The organism is Marinilabilia salmonicolor JCM 21150, assembly GCF_000259075.1.
Taxonomy (GTDB): Bacteria; Bacteroidota; Bacteroidia; order Bacteroidales; family Marinilabiliaceae; genus Marinilabilia; species Marinilabilia salmonicolor.
In genome coordinates this window covers 105,694-122,574 of record NZ_AJKI01000056.1, presented here as the reverse complement: position 1 = coordinate 122,574, position 16,881 = coordinate 105,694, and the positions used below count along the sequence as shown (strand labels likewise).

The 16,881-nt window shown below is 40.3% G+C and carries 16 protein-coding genes; 11 read left to right on the top strand and 5 right to left on the bottom strand.

The annotated features are described in order from the left end of the window. Window positions 1-122: 122 nt before the first annotated feature. The 4 genes from W7W_RS0120155 to W7W_RS0120140 all read right to left on the bottom strand — a co-directional run bounded on the left by W7W_RS0120155 (window position 123) and on the right by W7W_RS0120140 (window position 5,206). Window positions 123-884, bottom strand: a complete 762-nt coding sequence (locus tag W7W_RS0120155; protein WP_010665430.1) for an SDR family oxidoreductase — start codon at window positions 882-884, stop codon at window positions 123-125. An 85-nt stretch (window positions 885-969) separates the two neighbouring features. Further along, window positions 970-3,348: a DUF5686 and carboxypeptidase-like regulatory domain-containing protein gene (locus W7W_RS0120150; protein WP_010665429.1), complete on the bottom strand. Its 2,379-nt coding sequence runs from the start codon at window positions 3,346-3,348 to the stop codon at window positions 970-972. A gap of 30 nt (window positions 3,349-3,378) precedes the next feature. Further along, window positions 3,379-4,257 (bottom strand): pseudouridine synthase, encoded by an 879-nt coding sequence (locus W7W_RS22570; RefSeq protein ID WP_010665428.1) that lies wholly within the window; start codon window positions 4,255-4,257, stop codon window positions 3,379-3,381. Between the two features lie 361 nt (window positions 4,258-4,618). After that, complete coding sequence (locus W7W_RS0120140; RefSeq protein WP_010665427.1) at window positions 4,619-5,206, bottom strand: hypothetical protein; 588 nt, start codon at window positions 5,204-5,206, stop codon at window positions 4,619-4,621. A gap of 591 nt (window positions 5,207-5,797) precedes the next feature. On the opposite strand from W7W_RS0120140, the gene tssD (W7W_RS0120135) reads away from it, so the two are divergent. From tssD (W7W_RS0120135) to W7W_RS0120100, 7 genes are all read left to right on the top strand, one after another. Continuing rightward, entirely contained in the window at window positions 5,798-6,226 is a 429-nt protein-coding gene (gene tssD, locus W7W_RS0120135) for a type VI secretion system tube protein TssD (RefSeq protein ID WP_025007193.1), read from the top strand. Window positions 6,227-6,233: 7 nt separating this feature from the next. Continuing rightward, window positions 6,234-6,641: a type VI secretion system tube protein TssD gene (gene tssD / locus W7W_RS0120130; RefSeq protein WP_010665425.1), complete on the top strand. Its 408-nt coding sequence runs from the start codon at window positions 6,234-6,236 to the stop codon at window positions 6,639-6,641. A gap of 4 nt (window positions 6,642-6,645) precedes the next feature. Then, window positions 6,646-7,065, top strand: coding sequence for a LysM peptidoglycan-binding domain-containing protein (locus W7W_RS0120125; protein WP_010665424.1), 420 nt, complete (start codon window positions 6,646-6,648; stop codon window positions 7,063-7,065). Between the two features lie 9 nt (window positions 7,066-7,074). After that, on the top strand, window positions 7,075-7,755 hold the full coding sequence (locus W7W_RS0120120) for a hypothetical protein (protein ID WP_148660945.1): 681 nt from the start codon (window positions 7,075-7,077) through the stop codon (window positions 7,753-7,755). A gap of 22 nt (window positions 7,756-7,777) precedes the next feature. Further along, complete coding sequence (locus tag W7W_RS0120115) at window positions 7,778-8,491, top strand: hypothetical protein (RefSeq protein ID WP_010665422.1); 714 nt, start codon at window positions 7,778-7,780, stop codon at window positions 8,489-8,491. 183 nt (window positions 8,492-8,674) lie between these two features. After that, the gene (locus tag W7W_RS0120110) at window positions 8,675-9,166 is read left to right on the top strand and encodes a hypothetical protein (RefSeq protein WP_010665421.1); all 492 of its coding nucleotides are present in this window, start codon (window positions 8,675-8,677) and stop codon (window positions 9,164-9,166) included. Window positions 9,167-9,396: 230 nt separating this feature from the next. Further along, a complete protein-coding gene (locus W7W_RS0120100) occupies window positions 9,397-9,981 on the top strand; it encodes a hypothetical protein (protein ID WP_010665420.1) in 585 nt (194 codons plus the stop codon). Between the two features lie 260 nt (window positions 9,982-10,241). Here the strand turns inward: W7W_RS0120100 and W7W_RS0120095 are convergent, their stop codons facing one another. Continuing rightward, window positions 10,242-10,703 carry a hypothetical protein gene (locus W7W_RS0120095; RefSeq protein WP_010665419.1) on the bottom strand — a complete coding sequence of 154 codons (462 nt, stop codon included), beginning with the start codon at window positions 10,701-10,703 and terminating at the stop codon, window positions 10,242-10,244. 257 nt (window positions 10,704-10,960) lie between these two features. On the opposite strand from W7W_RS0120095, the gene glmM reads away from it, so the two are divergent. From glmM to W7W_RS0120070, 4 genes are all read left to right on the top strand, one after another. Beyond that, complete coding sequence (gene glmM, locus W7W_RS0120090; protein ID WP_010665418.1) at window positions 10,961-12,346, top strand: phosphoglucosamine mutase; 1,386 nt, start codon at window positions 10,961-10,963, stop codon at window positions 12,344-12,346. A gap of 198 nt (window positions 12,347-12,544) precedes the next feature. Beyond that, window positions 12,545-13,948 (top strand): efflux RND transporter periplasmic adaptor subunit, encoded by a 1,404-nt coding sequence (locus W7W_RS0120080; protein WP_010665417.1) that lies wholly within the window; start codon window positions 12,545-12,547, stop codon window positions 13,946-13,948. Further along, window positions 13,945-15,288: an ABC transporter permease gene (locus W7W_RS0120075; protein ID WP_010665416.1), complete on the top strand. Its 1,344-nt coding sequence runs from the start codon at window positions 13,945-13,947 to the stop codon at window positions 15,286-15,288. Before W7W_RS0120080 ends, W7W_RS0120075 begins: the two co-directional genes overlap by 4 nt. A gap of 50 nt (window positions 15,289-15,338) precedes the next feature. Continuing rightward, complete coding sequence (locus W7W_RS0120070) at window positions 15,339-16,868, top strand: TolC family protein (RefSeq protein ID WP_010665415.1); 1,530 nt, start codon at window positions 15,339-15,341, stop codon at window positions 16,866-16,868. Window positions 16,869-16,881: the final 13 nt, after the last annotated feature.

Genomic DNA, 16,881 nt, shown 5'->3' with positions numbered 1-16,881 from the left:
TTTTGTTATAAGGAGGTGCGAATTCCAATTCGCACCATTTTTTGAAAGAAGCAAAGCCGGACCAGACCCTTTTTCCATAACAAAGAATCCAGTCCCCCTCCCTGGGAGGGGCTAGGGGAGGCCTATCTTCCCTCTCCTCCATCCAGGGTAAATACCTGGCCTGAAGCAAAACCTGCCAAAGGACTAAGCAACCAGGCTGCCAATGACGCAAAATCATCAGGGTTTCCAAGTTTTCCAACCGGAACTCTTGATTCCAGTCGTCTTCTGGCTTCTTCAATCGAAACAGTTTCCTGTTCTGCCAATTTATGGAAAAGACGATCTATTGCAGAAGTTTCATGATAGCCTGGAGCTATTACATTGGCGGTGATGTCAAGGTTTGATATTTCCTTTACCATCGTTTTCATATAGCCAACCACTGCCATGCGGTATGAATTGCTGAGAACCAGATTCTGAATGGGGCCGTTTACCGAAGCACTCTCACTAAAAAGAAAACGGCCTTGTTTGTTTTTTTGAAAGATTGGAAGAATGGATTTTGATAGCTCCACTTTCCATCTTAAAACCAGTTGGTAAGCAGTGTCCCAGTCTTGCATCGTGGTTTCAGAGATGGTGGCTGCTTTTGGTCCTCCTGCATTAATAAAAACACCGTAAAGGTTATCCGGTAAAGTGCTTTTTAATCTGGCAAGGAATTTTGTATTCGTAACATCTCCGGCCAATATTGTTGCCTGATCCGGATAATTTTCCTTTAACTTTTCCAGCTTGTCTTCATTTCTTGCTGTGATAATTACCTGAGCTTCATTTTCCAGAAGAGCTTTCGCAACGGCTCTTCCGAGTCCGGAGCTTGCTCCGGTAACCAGATAATTCAGGTTTTTCAGTTTCAGATCCATACGTCAGGTTTTTTTGTTCTTGACTTTTTCTAATAAAGCAAGAATCCGGTAATAAAGTTCATTCCGGGAGAGGTCTCTGTATGTTTTATAATGAGAAGCTGATGGATACTCTGAAACTCCAGTTATCTAATACATCGGTTTTTTGATATGGACCGTACCTGTAATGTGCTCCAAATCCATATTTTATAAAAAGGACCTGAAGTAAATTATCGAATATAAGGCCTGATTCATAGAATCCTTTTTCAAAACTGTCGATTGTATCCGGGTAGTCTGATGCTATGACGCCCCAACCGGCTTTGGTCATAAAGTTGATTTCCGGTTTAAAGTTTCCGGGGTGATTTTGGCGTAAGGCAATCCGATGATTAAAAGTGGTCATCAGAAACTGGTCGGCTGCGAATTCGTTCGGTGCCATAGTTGCAAAAAGTCCCGGTACCTCAACAGATACTGGTTCAAAAGTCCCGAAGTAACTATAGATATTACCTGGATTGTTCCAGCCGTCAATCATGCCAGCGGAAACTCTTACAGTTGTTCTGGATGCAGGCCCAGTTCTGAAGCTCTTTTCCAGTTGACTTTCCAGTTTTGTAAAATTGTTTTTTGATTCTTCCTGTTTTTCTGTTCCTTTAATAATGTTTACCCATAATTTTAGTCCGTTAGTGGGCTCCGGAAGCAGCCCAAAGGCAGTGGAAGTTAATTTTTCTCCCGGAGCCCATCGAAGTCTGATTCCTGTTTCCATCGTTTCAAACGGGGCTTCCGGAGAAGTGGCATCAGGCATGAAGGAATAAGTTCTAACCGGGGTTACATCCGACCATGAGAAAAATGCTTTTCCGGAAAGAGTCCCCAGAGATGTCTGCGCAGAAGCAAGAAATCGTTCTTCCCGGTCTTTGATAGATACTGATAATTCCTGGAGTTGTTCATCAAGTTGTAATACACTACCGTGATAAAAGTTGAATGCCCCGGTGGAATGCATGTCGTGGTTAAAGGTTGTCTCTATTTGGGTTCGGCTTTTTTGTGAGGGTTTCCATTTACCTCCTCCGCCATAATTGTTCATTTCTGCTTTGAAACTTCGAGTGTAATATCCCCCAAGTGAAAGATTTTTGGTGAGATCGGGTCCGGTCCAAAGACCGAGTCCGAGTTTTAGCCCTTCAAACTGATTGTAACCTATCAGGTGTTTCATATCAATAAGAAATTTACCTGCAGGGATATATCCTCTGATGAGTTCTTTTTGTAAGCGGATGATGTTATCAAGATTATTCGCTTTTCCGATGCTGTCAAGTAAATGGTAAGTGGATGAATCTTTTGCAGTCAGAGGTTCATATCGAAGACTTCTGATGTTGCCTGTATTTCTTGGCATTTTGTCTTCCAGTATAATGTTGGAGAACTTCTTTTTACTAAGGTCGGGATTAAGATCTACTGCGGTGACTATACTTTTGGCATTTCCCGCCATTGCATACGGCAGGGAATTAAAACCTTCGCCGGGTTTGATAATCAAATTGCTTTTTAATTCTGAAGGGAACCATTGCTTTTCAACCCGATCGTAACTTTGACTGATGTCGATAATATAAGGAGAGGTAGAGAGGGCTGATTTTGCCTTCAGATACCGGATTCCCCATGTTTTTTTATGGATGTGAAATGAGCCTGTCAAAGGCTTGATGTTACTCCTTCTTCGAGGTTGGTAGGTAATGTAAAATAAGGAATCTCCTTTTTCTATCAGTGTATCTTCCAGGAGGAAAAGATAATTTTTTAATCCGGATTTAGAGATTGGATTCAAATGTTTTATACTCATTAATTCTATTTCCGGAGAATAAAACCCGAAAGGTTGGATCAATCCGGGAAGAATCGCCAGTGCCGGATCCTTAAATCCACTGACACGTCCGGAGATGATTTTTTCTGAAGTTTTATCCGGAACTTTGTGTGCTTTTTCTGATAGCGATTCCATCAGCAGTAAATGGTTGCTGCGATTGATGTCGATAAACCTTTGTTCCGTACTGTCAGGAGTGCTTAACGTATCGGGAATATCAAGGCTGAAAGTCATTTTGTGATAGACGATGCATGAGTAGTTGCTTGCCAGATCAGGATTATTCTCTGAACTGTTGTCAAGAACTTTCTGCATAATGACAAGTGCCGGGTTTTCTCCGGGGAATACATCCACGCCTTGTAATTCTATGGTTTTGGGTTGTAATTGGAGGTGAGCAGGAGATTCTATCTGGCTAATGTGAAAAGTAGTGGTATGATAGCCCAGAGAACTTATCTGAATTGTATCTACAGAAACGGTATTGATGGTGAATTGTCCGTTTAAGTCTGTGATTGTTCCGGCCTTACCCTTATTATAAGCGATGTTGGCAAATGGAATGGGGGAGCCGGTTTCTGAATCGGTGAGTGATCCCTGAATCTGTGAGTTGCAGTTTTCTGCAACCCCCAGAAGGATTATTATAACAAATAGACCATGTTTTATCAGATGATACATGGGGAATCAGGTGGTGTTAGGTGAGACGAATTATTTTCCGGATAGTTCTGATTTCAAAAACCGTACCTCTTTTTCTGAGAGGAAACGCCATTTGCCTCTTGGCAGGTTCTTTTTGGTAAGTCCGGCGAAAAATACGCGATCCAGTTTTTCCACTCTGTAATCAAAATGCTCAAAAATTCTTCTGACGATCCTGTTTTTGCCGGAGTGAATTTCTATGCCGGCTTGCATTGGGTCGTTGTCCACATAATTGACGGAGTCGGGTTTTATCAGTCCGTCTTCCAGCTCAACGCCTTTTTTTATGCTTTCCAGATCTTTGGGTTCCAGCGGTTTATCCAAAAAGACATGATATATTTTTTTAGCTTCAAAACTGGGATGGGTGAGCTTTTTGGACAAATCCCCGTCGTTGGTAAGTAATAATACGCCGGTGGTGTTTCTGTCAAGCCGTCCGACGGGGTAAACTCTTTCAGGACAGGCATTGCGAACAATTTCTATAACGGTCTTACGCCCTTCCGGGTCTTTGGAGGTGGTTACCGTATCTTTGGGTTTGTTCAGGAGCATATATACTTTTTTCTCGGGATTCAGCTTTTTGCCCTGATACTCTACAGTGTCATTGGTGGTAACGGTCATTCCCAGTTCAGTAACCACTTTGCCGTTAACTTTTATTTCTCCCTTAGATATCAGGGTATCTGCCTCCCGACGACTGCATACGCCTGAGTTGGAAATGAATTTGTTTATTCGCATTTTCTCCGGATTGCTTTTTTTGTAAGCAATGCGTTCCTCTTTTGAGTAATGTTCTTTGCTACCCGGAGTTTTGGTGTTTTTTGCTTTGTGACCTTCCTGAAATCTATCATTGCGTGAGCGCCGCTCATTATTGGTATATTTACCCGGAATTCTTCCTTTCTTAGCCATCCTGAATGTCGTTTTCTGTGTTTTGTGTTTCCGGTATTTCCGGTTCATCTTTTACACTGCAAAATTGTAAAAAAGAAATGATTAATCGGGTATTTGGTGTGGTTAATTCATGAATTGTTGTAATGAGAGGGTCAAATATCAGGAAATATGGACACCCGTACTTATTATTGGTCGCGACGCCACCAATCATGAGCGAGGGCCTGAGGGATACCTCAAGCCCGAGAAGTTGCCTTGATCTGTTGCTATCAGGCTTTTAGCTTGTTTAATCTTACCTGTTTTATGTGTAAGGAAGGTTAGAAAAAAGAGGGACTCACTTTATGAAAAGTAAATTCCTCTTTCTGGTATTTAGATAAGATGTTATCTAAAAAATTACCAAGTCAATGCCTAGCATTAAGCTTTTACGGTTAAGTTTGTCCATATAAATTATGTCAGGGTGTTTATTTTCGTGTTCGAAACGAGATTGCTGAAAATTGTATCCCACATATATGTTTAATCCGGTTTTGTCCGATAAGGCAACTTCCTTTCCAAGCGCAAAGGCATATACAAAACCTTTGTCAAGGGCATCAGAAGAAAACGTAAGTTGTGTTCCTATCTCTGCTGAGGCGAAAAAACTGTTTTTATTGGGGGTGAGATAATAATTACTTTGCATTACCAATGGCGCCGTATTTGTGCCATATCCTTCATATCGGTCCAACCCAAAACCCAGACTCAGACTTATCTTTGGTAATAAAAAATATCCGGCATAGACTCTTAGACTTTTGCCATATTGGTTTTCAGGATCTATGATGTTTACGTCAGAATCTTCCTGGTCAGGATAAAATCCATTTGTCCAACCTAAGTATCGGGGACCCATTTTAAATGTTAAACCTTTACGATGAGATGCATTTTCCTGGCTGAAGGTTGCAACGGAAAGAAAGAGAGAAAATAGAATAATTAAAGTTCTTTTCATGTAGACAAGGTTCTTAGGATTATGAAAGATATTGATTGTTGTCGTATGGGAGGAATTGATTTATAGAAAACATTGGATTGGGGTTTTAAAATTTTAAGAACAAATATGAAGAAATATTTAGAATAAAAGTCATATTATTTCAACTCCTGAAAAATTCAGCTCCCTTTTAAAAAAAATAAAGTAATCTATTTTCTTGAGCAAAGATGAATATAAGATTGCAATCAAATACAGGCTTAGAATTATTCTAAATAAATCAAGCCAGGTTGCGGTTTAATAAATTGTTGCGGAAATTTACAACAATATCCAATCAAAACTAAACCCAAAACCCCAAATATGATATTATTTTTATTCCCACCTTGATTTTTCACTGTCCTGTGTAAAAAATACTAACTACTCGGTTTTTATTGTTTTTGACCTTTTCTTTTTCAGAAAATGAAAAATCTTAGTTCATTTTGCTCACATCAGACTGCGGGATATTACACCGACAAATATTCATCAGATATTTAGAATTTAAGAAGTAAGAAGTAGATTATTTGTATTGAAAATGTATGACAGAGTATTAATAAAACTCTAAAGAAATAATTAAAAGATATCTTTGGACACAAATGTTTTTTACGCATAGGGCCGCTCGAAGACGGCAGCATCAACGGTCTTTATCGCGACAGTTACGAACTGCTCTCATGCGAGTATGGGTTTGCACAGGGAGCTGATCGAAATGGCAAAGCCCAGTCTGAAGTTCGTGGAGGCACTATAAATATGGTATATCCCAATGTCCCCCCACAAGAAATTGTTGACTGGATGCTGACATCGGGCAAAGTAGAAGATGGAGCAATTGTTATTTGCGACTCGAATGATGTGCCCCTGGAGAAGGTTTATTTTGAAAAAGGGGCATGTACCAATATGAAAGTTGGATATCAACAAAGTGGAAACGGATATGTATCAACTAATATTCAGGTTGATGTTCGAAAAATGACTGTTGGGAATGTATCAATTGAAAAAAGATGGGTTAATATTAAATAATTGAATCATGTATAATTTACCACAAGTTGATAGCAAAGTTACCGTATGGTTTACTTTGGACGGACAAGAGTATGAAGTTTCTCAATTTGACATTTCGTTTTTTCAGGGAGTTGATGGCAAAGGAGAACCTCAAGACCATGTACGGGGCGGCCAGATGACGATGACATTAAATCAAACATTGCCCGAAAGTCTTTACAATTGGGCCATGCGGTCAAGCACCAAAGATGGGAAAGTTGATTTTCGGATAGAAAGCGGCAGTTCACCTATGAAAATTGAGTTTTTCAACGCTTACTGTCTTAATTTTAATCGTTCTATTAATTCTATTGGCGGTGGCATTAGGACCTCTCTCTCCATTTCACCAGAAGAGTTGCGAATTAACGGAATTAGTTTTGATAATCATTGGGTAAATTATTAAAAATATGGCAAATTTAATCAATCAAACAATTTTTGAAGGACAATTAAGGGATGGTACTCCTTGTGAATGTTTTGTTGAGGGAGCTGGTTATGCTTTTACAATGGTTTATTCAATTCCTCCACCTCATCGTCAATCCAGTAATCCACTAGCGAGAGTTTCTGACGATGATAGCTTTACTCAAAACTGTATTCTACAGTTTCTTGATGTTTCACCGCATATGCGATTGATGAGTAATAACTACCTTCATAAGGTAAAGCAAGGCGAAAATCTAACAATCATATCAAGTCAATACGACATAAGCGTTGAATCTATTGAATTGTCAAACCCTGACATTGATTGGGTTGGAGAAAGACAAAACGGCCATTACATTTATCCGGGTGAAGTTTTAAAATTGCCGAAGCGAGAAAACCATAAAAGTCATTAATTTATGTTGATGTCCGTTATTGAGCCCAAATGTAGATTTATCAATAGTACCGATAATTTTTGGACACGCTTTTGGTCTGCCTTTCATCAAATTTTTAGTATTAATAATGCTGGTGGATATATGTTCTGGAGTGATAATGCTAAAGGGAATGGTTTTGCAGGAGGCCGGCCCGAAAAGAGTTTCAATATTACAGGTGTTGATACGGCTTTCAGCGCACAACCTGGTGGAAAACCAAATGGTTTTGCCGAAGCATGGCCTGCTTTTATGAGTGCTTTATCTTCTCTGTTCCAGGAAGCAACAAATGCAGTTAAGGAGTGGATGGTCAAAGAGCAAGAGAGTTTAAATAAGAAACGGCGTGAAACTGGTAATAACTTTGGGTTGCCATTAAAAGAGTTTGGATTCAGGCAAGATAGTATATATAATGATAATTTAGATTCAGCTCAGGTTAGGGGGAAGAGTGCGATGGAGATGGCGGGAATGAGGATGGATGTTACAAAAATCAATTCTTATTTGCCTGATTCAGCGGCTTGGCCTGTGACAAATTTTAGAAGGCTTATAGAAGAATATCGAATGGGATCACACTTGGATTATAAAAAGAATAAAGGCCAAATAATAACTAAGGAACAGAAGGATTCGCTAGATAGATTATATCCTCCCGCGAGAAATTCAAGTGTTAATTTCTGGAAATAATAAGATATTAATTTTTGCGATTATGAGGAGTGTTATTTTATTAGTTCTGCCTATAATAAGTGTTATATCGTGTTGTAATTCCAATGGAGGACCAGAATCTTATCATAGGGACTATACTCATAAAGAAAAGACTTACTATCCAAATGGAAATGTAGAGTATGAAAAACGATGGAATATTAGACAGGAAGGCGATGATTTTTTGGATGAAGAATTATTATATTTTTCAGAAGATGGGGATACGCTAAGTCGCCGCATTGAGTTTGTTCGACAGGGTGTTTTTCTTAGATATAATCAAGATACAATTGATTACCGTTTCTTTCGAGCGTGGATGCCCAATTTCATTAATGAAATGTTAACCGTTAATAGAAACTTAAAGGTATATCCTGATGAAAGCCTTTATATGTATGTTGCTGTTCTTGAGGACTCCTTAAAGTTCAGTTTTGTGGGGAGGGACATGCTATCTTATGAAATACAGTTGTTTGAAACAACAAAAGTCAAGTTAGAAGAACCTGATTTCGTATTTATGGCAGAAGATGCAAAACCATTATTTATTCCAAAAACCACTTTAAGCGATCATCAAATTATTAGGATAGAATATTTAAGGGATAAAGTTTTTGAAGGTGATACTGGAAAGGTAAGGCAAGGTTTTACTACCCTATTTAGCCTGTATGAAAAATTGGAGTTACAAAAAATGCTGGGAATGAAAGAAATATGTGAACCATATTTGTCAAATTAAGGTTGCTTAAAACATCTGTATTTAGAAAAAAACATAACCACTTTATCACATTAAGCTAAAAGTCAATTATAATTCTTAAACGTAGAAGTGTAATATATTTATTAGAGAGTTGTAATCAATAGCCTAAGTGCTTTAACCCTTTTACTACCAAATATTTGCAGGGATTTAAAGACAGATTCTCCCATGCGTGGCGCCGGCGATCAGGCTCCTTCGTGGATGTTCAACAAAGGCGTTTTCCTACCCCTCACATTATCGCGTGGCGGAAGTGGACCGGCCATACGGGCTAGCGGTGCAGTAAAAATAAGGTTTGTGGATGTAGATACACTGCCCGGGCTGCTTGGATTAAGCAGTAAGCGATTTCCGGCCGGTAAATATACTAAACGAAATGTTAACGTTTTAATAAACATGGTAAAAGAATCGACCCGGTTCCTGCATTCGCTTAATAAACTGGCGGTGTTCAGCACCAATGTATCGGAAGCCTGGCAATCCAACAAATCGGCCAAAGAGTTGGCCGGATGGCCCAACGATTTAGAATCCGCTCAGGTTAGGGGGAAGAGTACGATGGAGAAGGCGGGAGGTGTTAAAATTCATCAGGATTCTATTGATATATGGTATGATTGTGGGACTCTGAGAAAAGAAATCAGAAAACCTGTTAATGGTATATCGATTGATTAGAAAGGTGATACTATAAAATGGACTGGTAATGGTGGTCGACTTTTTATCTTTATTGCGTCTTGATAAAAATATTAATAGTGTGTTTAGTGCAGTTGAAAGTGCCGTAAATAGAAATAAATCAAGGGATATTGAAATAAAATTAAAATGGTATACTAAATATAAAATAATTAAAATACCTTAGTCTGTGGTATAAAATATTATGATAAAAGCATCTATAAAATTTTATTACCATGATTGATAAAAGCTCATCGAAGTACATCATTTTTCTTATAATGGAAATAGGGCTATTGATTAGGTGGCTATATATAATAACAATAGATGAACTTAAATCATCATTCTTTGTGGTTCTTCTTTTTCTTTCTTTAATATTATATACAGGAGATATTTTATACAAATCCTTGCTGCGTGGATTGGTTAAAAAAAGACTGAAAAAATCAGCTGTTATTTTTTCCGAAAGATTATGTAAGATTAAAATATTTCAACCTCCCGTGCAGACAAGTCCTTTAATGAAAAATGATAATGTAGTTGTTTTAAAAAGTCCGTACAGTCAACAATGTAAGTGCCTTGAAACAAGTGAATTGTTAATTCTGTTTTTTAAACTTAGATGTTGTTTCGGAATTTCTTATACAGAAGTCTCTCCAATAGTGTTAAAAAAAAATGGTAGCGCTGAAAACTTACCTTGGTTTAAAAAGCAAAGAGTGTTCAATCTTTCAGATACCTATTTTGAGAAAGATGATTTAGTTATTAGGGCTGATGTACATATCAACAATATTCATAAAATTATCATTATAAGTTATAAGAATATTTTTAATTGATTTTTTACCTGGATGGATGATTGGGAAATAATATCAAAATAAAATTAACATTTTTCCAGAATGCTTTTCAGGATGTAATGTGAAGGATATGGTTTAGTAATGATATTCTCAGTAAATGAATTCAGAGATGGTAATTTATATAATAAGGATGCTTCCAAAATGGAATTAATGCTGATGACATTCACCTGTGTATAAAAGAAACAGGGACTTACTTTATGTGAAAGTAAATCCCTGGCTCTTGTATTAAAATAAGATGCTATTTAAAAGACTACAAAGTCAATACCGATTATTAAGCTTTTCCGTTTAATCTTCTCATAATAAAAACCTTCATTGTTTGATTGCTGAAAATTATAGCCCAAATAAACGTTAAGTCCGGTTTTATCCGAGAATGTAATTTCTCTTCCAATCATAAGTGCATATACATAGCCAGCATCTGTACTTCCTCTGTTGTTTGTGGAGTTTTTGGCAAACACGATCTGTGTCCCCAGCTCTGCTGATGCAAAAAAGCTGTTCTTACTGGGGGTGAGATAGTAATTTCCCTGCACTACCAGAGGAGCAGTGTTGGCCCCAATTCCTTCGTACCTTTCGAGTCCAAAACCTGCGTTCAGACTTAGTTTTGGCGACACAAAGTAACCGGCATATAATTTTAAACTTTTACCATATTGGTTGTCAGGAAAAGAAGGGTTTTCATCATAATCCTCAATATTCTGCCAAGTCCTCATTGCGAGCGTAGTGAAGCAAACTTAATTATTTGACCGGAGACCAATGAATTAGAATCATGCTTTTTGCTCCCTCTGAAAAATCCAACCCCCATTCCGGACAATAGTTGTCTATCTTTTCATTGCAAAACAGTTTTATATTCTGCAATTTTGCAATTATATTTTAAGAGTCGATAATCTTATGACAATAATCTGTTAAGCTTTTTTAAGTCCCCCTTGGGGGGATTTAGGGGGCCTTAAAAATCTAACTATCTAATATTATGACTTTAATTAAATCAATATCAGGAATCAGAGGAACTATTGGAGGAAAGCCCGGACAAGGGTTGAGTCCGGTGGATGTGGTTCGCTTTACATCAGCTTATGCTGTTTGGGTAAAAAAACAATCGAAGAAAGACAAATACAGGGTAGTGCTTGGCCGTGATGCCCGGATTTCGGGGCCCATGGTGAAAAATCTGGTTGCCGGTACACTTCAGGGAATGGGCATAGACGTTATTCATATCGGTCTGGCTACTACCCCTACCACCGAAATTGCCGTGGTGAAAGAGAATGCTGACGGGGGGATTATTCTCACAGCCAGCCACAACCCTAAACAATGGAATGCTCTGAAGTTGCTGAATCATAAAGGGGAATTTCTGACTGCCGAAGATGGTGCTGAGGTGTTGAAAGTGGCAGAAGATGAGAGTTTTGAATATGCAGATGTGGATGAGTTGGGAACCATCACCGAAGAAGAGGATTATACTCAGCGTCATATCGACGAGGTGCTGGCGCTGGACCTGGTGGATGTGGAAGCCATCAAAAAGGCCGGTTTCAAAGTTGCTATTGATTGTGTGAATTCTGTAGGAGGAGTTGCGCTTCCACCATTGTTGAAAGCTTTGGGCGTAAAAGATGTTCTGGAATTATATTGTGAGCCCAATGGACAATTTCCCCACAATCCGGAACCTTTACCCGAGCATCTGACCGAAATTTCTGAACTGATACGTAAAGAAGGGGCCGATGTAGGTTTTGTGGTAGATCCGGATGTGGATCGTCTGGCAATAATTAATGAGGATGGCAGTATGTTTGGTGAGGAATATACGCTGGTGGCCGTTTCGGATTATATTTTAAGTCAAACCCCGGGAAATACAGTGTCAAATCTCAGTTCTACACGTGCTTTGAGCGATGTTACCAAACAACACGGGGGGGAGTATAATGCCTCTGCTGTGGGAGAAGTGAATGTGGTGGCTAAAATGAAGGAAACCGAAGCCGTGATTGGCGGCGAAGGCAATGGAGGGGTAATCTATCCGGATAGTCATTATGGCCGGGATGCCCTGGTAGGTATTACCTTATTTCTGACCCATCTGGCAAAAAAAGGAATAAAGACCTCTGATTTACGGAAAGAATATCCCGTTTATTTTATGTCGAAAAATAAGTTGGAACTGACGCCGGAAGTGGATGTGGATGCATTGTTGTTGAAGGTGAAGGAGCATTATAAGGATGAACAAGTGAGTACAGTGGACGGAGTGAAAATTGATTTTGCTGATTCCTGGGTTCATCTGAGAAAATCCAATACCGAGCCTATCGTTCGGATTTATTCCGAAGCCGGTTCTGTGGAACAAGCCAGGTCGCTTGCAGAATCTATGATGGATGTAATGAAGTCTTTTATCTGATTTTCAGGAATTGAATTTTATCGTTTTTGAAATTATTTAGCCGCCGGAGATACCTGTTTTCGGCGGCTTTTTTGTAGTTTTGGTTTGTTTTTATGTTAGATAAAACATTGAGTGAGTTAAACCATCAAAGCTGAGGTCTGTCATATTATCCGGTTTGACTTGAAACAAATTACTTCTGAAATTTTTTTTTACAATCATATGAAGCGTTTTTTACGACCTGTTTATTATGTTCCCGCCATAATTATTGTTGCTGTTCTTCTAATATGGTCCATGGGACGATCGGTGGTATCCGATAATGTAATGATTACAGTACCTGTGCAAAAGGGGGCCTTTGTGGCTGAAGTAATATCAACCGGCCAGTTACAGGCCGAAAATGCCACCTCGATAGAGGTTCCCTCCGCATTATCGGGGCGGCGATTGGGTATTTATGAAATCCAGGTAACCGATATTGTTGAAGAGGGGACGGTTGTTGATTCCGGTGAATTTGTTGCCTCACTGGATCACAGTGCAGTAGAGGAACTTATGACTGAGGCAAAAGAAGAGTTGGAAAAAGCGATGGAAGGTTATGAGGATGCCAAGATTGATACCAACATCAATATGAGCAACCTGCGGGACGGTTTATTGGATGCTGAAGTATCGGTGGAGGAGAAAAAACTGGTGGTGGAACAGTCGGTGTACGAATCTCCGGCGGTTCAGCGTCAGGCACGACTCGATTTGGAGCGGGCAGAGCGCGATATGGAGCAGTCCATTCGAAATTATGACTTAAAGCAGCAACAGGCTAGTTATGATGTGGGAAGAGCATGGGAAGAAGTGCGGAAAAGTCGTGAGAGAATTGATGAGATTGATGCTCTTTTTGATGCATTGGAGGTTAAGGCCCCAAAACCGGGAATGGTTATTTACAGTTACGACCGGTTTGGGAATAAAATACAGGCAGGTTCTACCGTGAGCAGATGGATGCCTACCATCGCTGAATTACCTGATTTATCCTCAATGATATCCAAGACATACATTAATGAGATAGACATTTCTCGGGTGAAAACAGGGCAAAAAGCTGTTGTTGGAATTGATGCTTTTCCTGCCAAGTCCTTTGAAGGAAGTGTGATGTCTGTGGCCAATATTGGACAGGTATTGCCCGATGGGGATTCCAAGGTATTTGAGGTAATCATAAAACTCAATGAAACTGATTCTGAATTACGGCCGGCCATGACTACCAGTAATGTTATTACTACCGACTCCTTGTCAGATGTTCGCTATGTTCCACTGGAAGCCGTTTTTAGAAATGATTCCCTTCAATATGTTTTTCGCCGGGATGGGAACGATTGGGTAAAACAAATTATTGATCCCGGAAGCGAAAATGCCAATTATCTGGTGATAGAGCAAGGGCTGGCCGAGGACATGGAGGTAGCATTGACCCAACCGGGCGATGCTGAAGAATTGCCTTTTGAAGGTCTGGAAATTTATGAATTTCTGAAACAGGAGGCGCTTGAACGTGAAAAGGAGAGGGCCGAACAGCAAAAAGAAAAAAAGTCTGAAAGACGGGGGCCTCCTCCCGGGGTTGGCCCCGGGAATGAACGACCGATGAAAGGGGGGAATCGCCGATGAAAAGGTTAAAGTATTTATTTTCCAGGTATTTTCATGATGTGTTGATTGCAGTTGAGGCTATTTTGGCAAACAAACTGAAGTCTTTTTTAACAGCATTGGGCATTATGTTTGGTGTGGCGGCGGTTATCAGTATGCTGGCCATTGGTCGGGGAGCTCAGCAGGAAGTGCTGGAACAAATAAAGCTTGTTGGAGTGAACAATATTATTGTCACACCCTCCGAAGTTTCCATTGATGCGAATGCCGAAGGAGGAGGTGATAATACTACGCGGTATTCTCCCGGATTAACCCTCCAGGATGCGGAGTCTATAAAGAGAACCATCCCGACTGTTTCGGCCATTAGTCCGGTGGTTTCCATAAATTATCATGCCATCCTGGGAGGAAAAAGTTATCCTGTGGTTCTGGAGGGGGTGTCACCTGCCTATTTTGAGTTGTTAAATATCAATATTACCCGGGGAAGTGTTTTTAGCGAGCAACAGGCAGAGGGAGGAAAACCTGTAGCTATTATTGGTGACAATATCCGAAACAGATTTTTTAATACTAAAGATCCTATCGGAGAATACATCAAATGCGGCGAAACCTGGGTTCAGGTGATAGGTGTTATTGAACGTCGTGATTTTACAGCTTCAGCTTCCGATGAGCTGGGTATCAGTAGTACCGATAATAAAATAATTATTCCGGTAAAAACCATGTTGCGTCGTTTTAAAGATCGTGCACGGATCAACCCTCAGGTGCTGGAGCAGGCCTCAAGAGGCGGAGGAAACGGGGAGGACACGTCAGACGACTTTGAGTTGGACAATCAACTGGACAAAATTATTGTTCAGGTGGAGGAGACAGAGATGCTTAGCGCTTCGGCCGATGTGATAAAACGGATGTTGCTTCGCAGACATTCCGATATCTATGATTTCGAGGTAACCGTACCTGAATTGCTGCTTAAACAACAGCAGAAAACCAACGATATATTTAACATTGTCTTGGGGGCTATCGCCAGTATTTCCCTTATTGTGGGCGGTATCGGGATTATGAATATTATGCTGGCATCGGTGTGGGAGCGAATTCGTGAAATCGGTACCCGTCAGGCCATTGGTGCTTCCCGAAAAGATATTATTGTGCAGTTTCTTTCCGAATCGACTCTTATCAGTGTAACCGGAGGAATGATTGGTGTGATACTCGGGGTGGTGCTTGCGCACGCTATTCATGTGATGGCTGACATAGAGACAATTGTGACATTGTTTTCGGTGGTGGTAGCCTTCGGAGTTTCTGCAACCGTGGGTATTGTCTTTGGATATCTGCCTGCCAAAAGAGCTGCCGAACAAGATCCGGTGGAATCATTGAGGCAATAAGAATATCTGTCGGTTATGTTTTAATAATCTTACGAACTATTGAAAAAATTATGCGTTTTATCTTTTCCATTACTACCATTTTTTTGTTTGGACTGGTAACTCTGGTTTCAGCACAGGAACAGGAAAGTTTTGTTGACCCGGTGCCGGAAGATGCAGTTGTACTTCCCATGGCACTTGATGACGTGATCAATCTGGCGCACGAACAGTCGCTTTACAGCTTCAGATCTAAGAATATGTATCTGGCGCGATATTGGGAATTCAGGAGTTATAAAGCCGATCGCCTTCCGATACTCAGTTTGGAGGCTACTCCGGTTGATTATGACCGTTCGGTGGTAAACAGGTTTGATTCAGAAACAGGAACTGAGTATTTCAGTCAACGGTCCTATTTTACTTCTGATGCATCTCTTTCGTTGCGTCAGAATGTGCCACTTACAGGCGGTGTTTTTGATGTTACCTCCTCTTTGTCACGGTCCCAGAATCTTGATGACGAAGAAGATATTCAATATGCCTCGGTTCCGGTGAGCGTCGGGTTTTCTCAACCGCTAAACGGCTACAACCGTTTTCGCTGGGAAGCGCGGATTGAGCCACTGAAATTTGAGAAAGCTAAAAGAGATTATCTGCAGTCACTGGAAGGCTTAGCCATTCAGGCCACGGACTATTTTTTTGGTCAGGTAACAGCCGAGATTAATCTGAAAATAGCGGAAACCAATTATTCCAATGCAGATACTCTTTACAATATCGGTAAAGGACGTTTTGAAATAGGAACTGTGACTCAGGATGAACTTCTTGACCTGGAACTGAGTCTTTTGAATGCCAGTATGGAGGTGACCCGGGCTAAGGTTAATCTGAGACAATCACGTGCTGAACTTAGTTCTTTTCTGGGGTTGGAAGACAATGTGGTAATAGAATGTGAAATTCCTGATGAAATACCAGAGTTGAAGATTAATCCGGAAAAGGCAATGACCTTGGCCATCGAAAACAATCCTGACATACTGGATTTTCAACAACGAATGCTTGAAGCTGAGCAATCCATTGCCAGGGCCAGATCGGAAAGTGGTCTGAATGCCAATGTGCGTGCAAATTTCGGGATTAATAAAAATGCCGATGACGTGGGGGTGGCTTATGGTTCTCCGTTTGCTGACCAGCAGCAATTGAGGGTGTCACTGAGTATTCCGCTGCTTGACTGGGGGTTGCGGAAAGGGCAGATACAGATGGCCAGGTCGAATCGTGATGTTACAGAAGCTACTGTGAAGCAGGAACGTATAGATTTTGAGCAGGAGCTGTTTATTCAGATTATGGAGTTTAATATGCAGGAAAAACAGGTGGAGATATCCGCAAAGGCTGATACCATTGCCCAACGTGGTTATGACGTCACTAAGCAGCGTTTCCTGATTGATAAGGTGGATGTGATTAAACTCAATTCGGCCCGAAATTCACTGGATGCTGCCCGCAGGAATTATATATCTTCTCTTCGGCAGTACTGGAGAAGTTATTATCAGATGCGTCAATATACGCTTTTCGACTTTATTGAAAACCAGCCCTTGATGCAGGAGCTCGACTATTTGTTGCAACAAAAGTAGTCAGATTAGATAA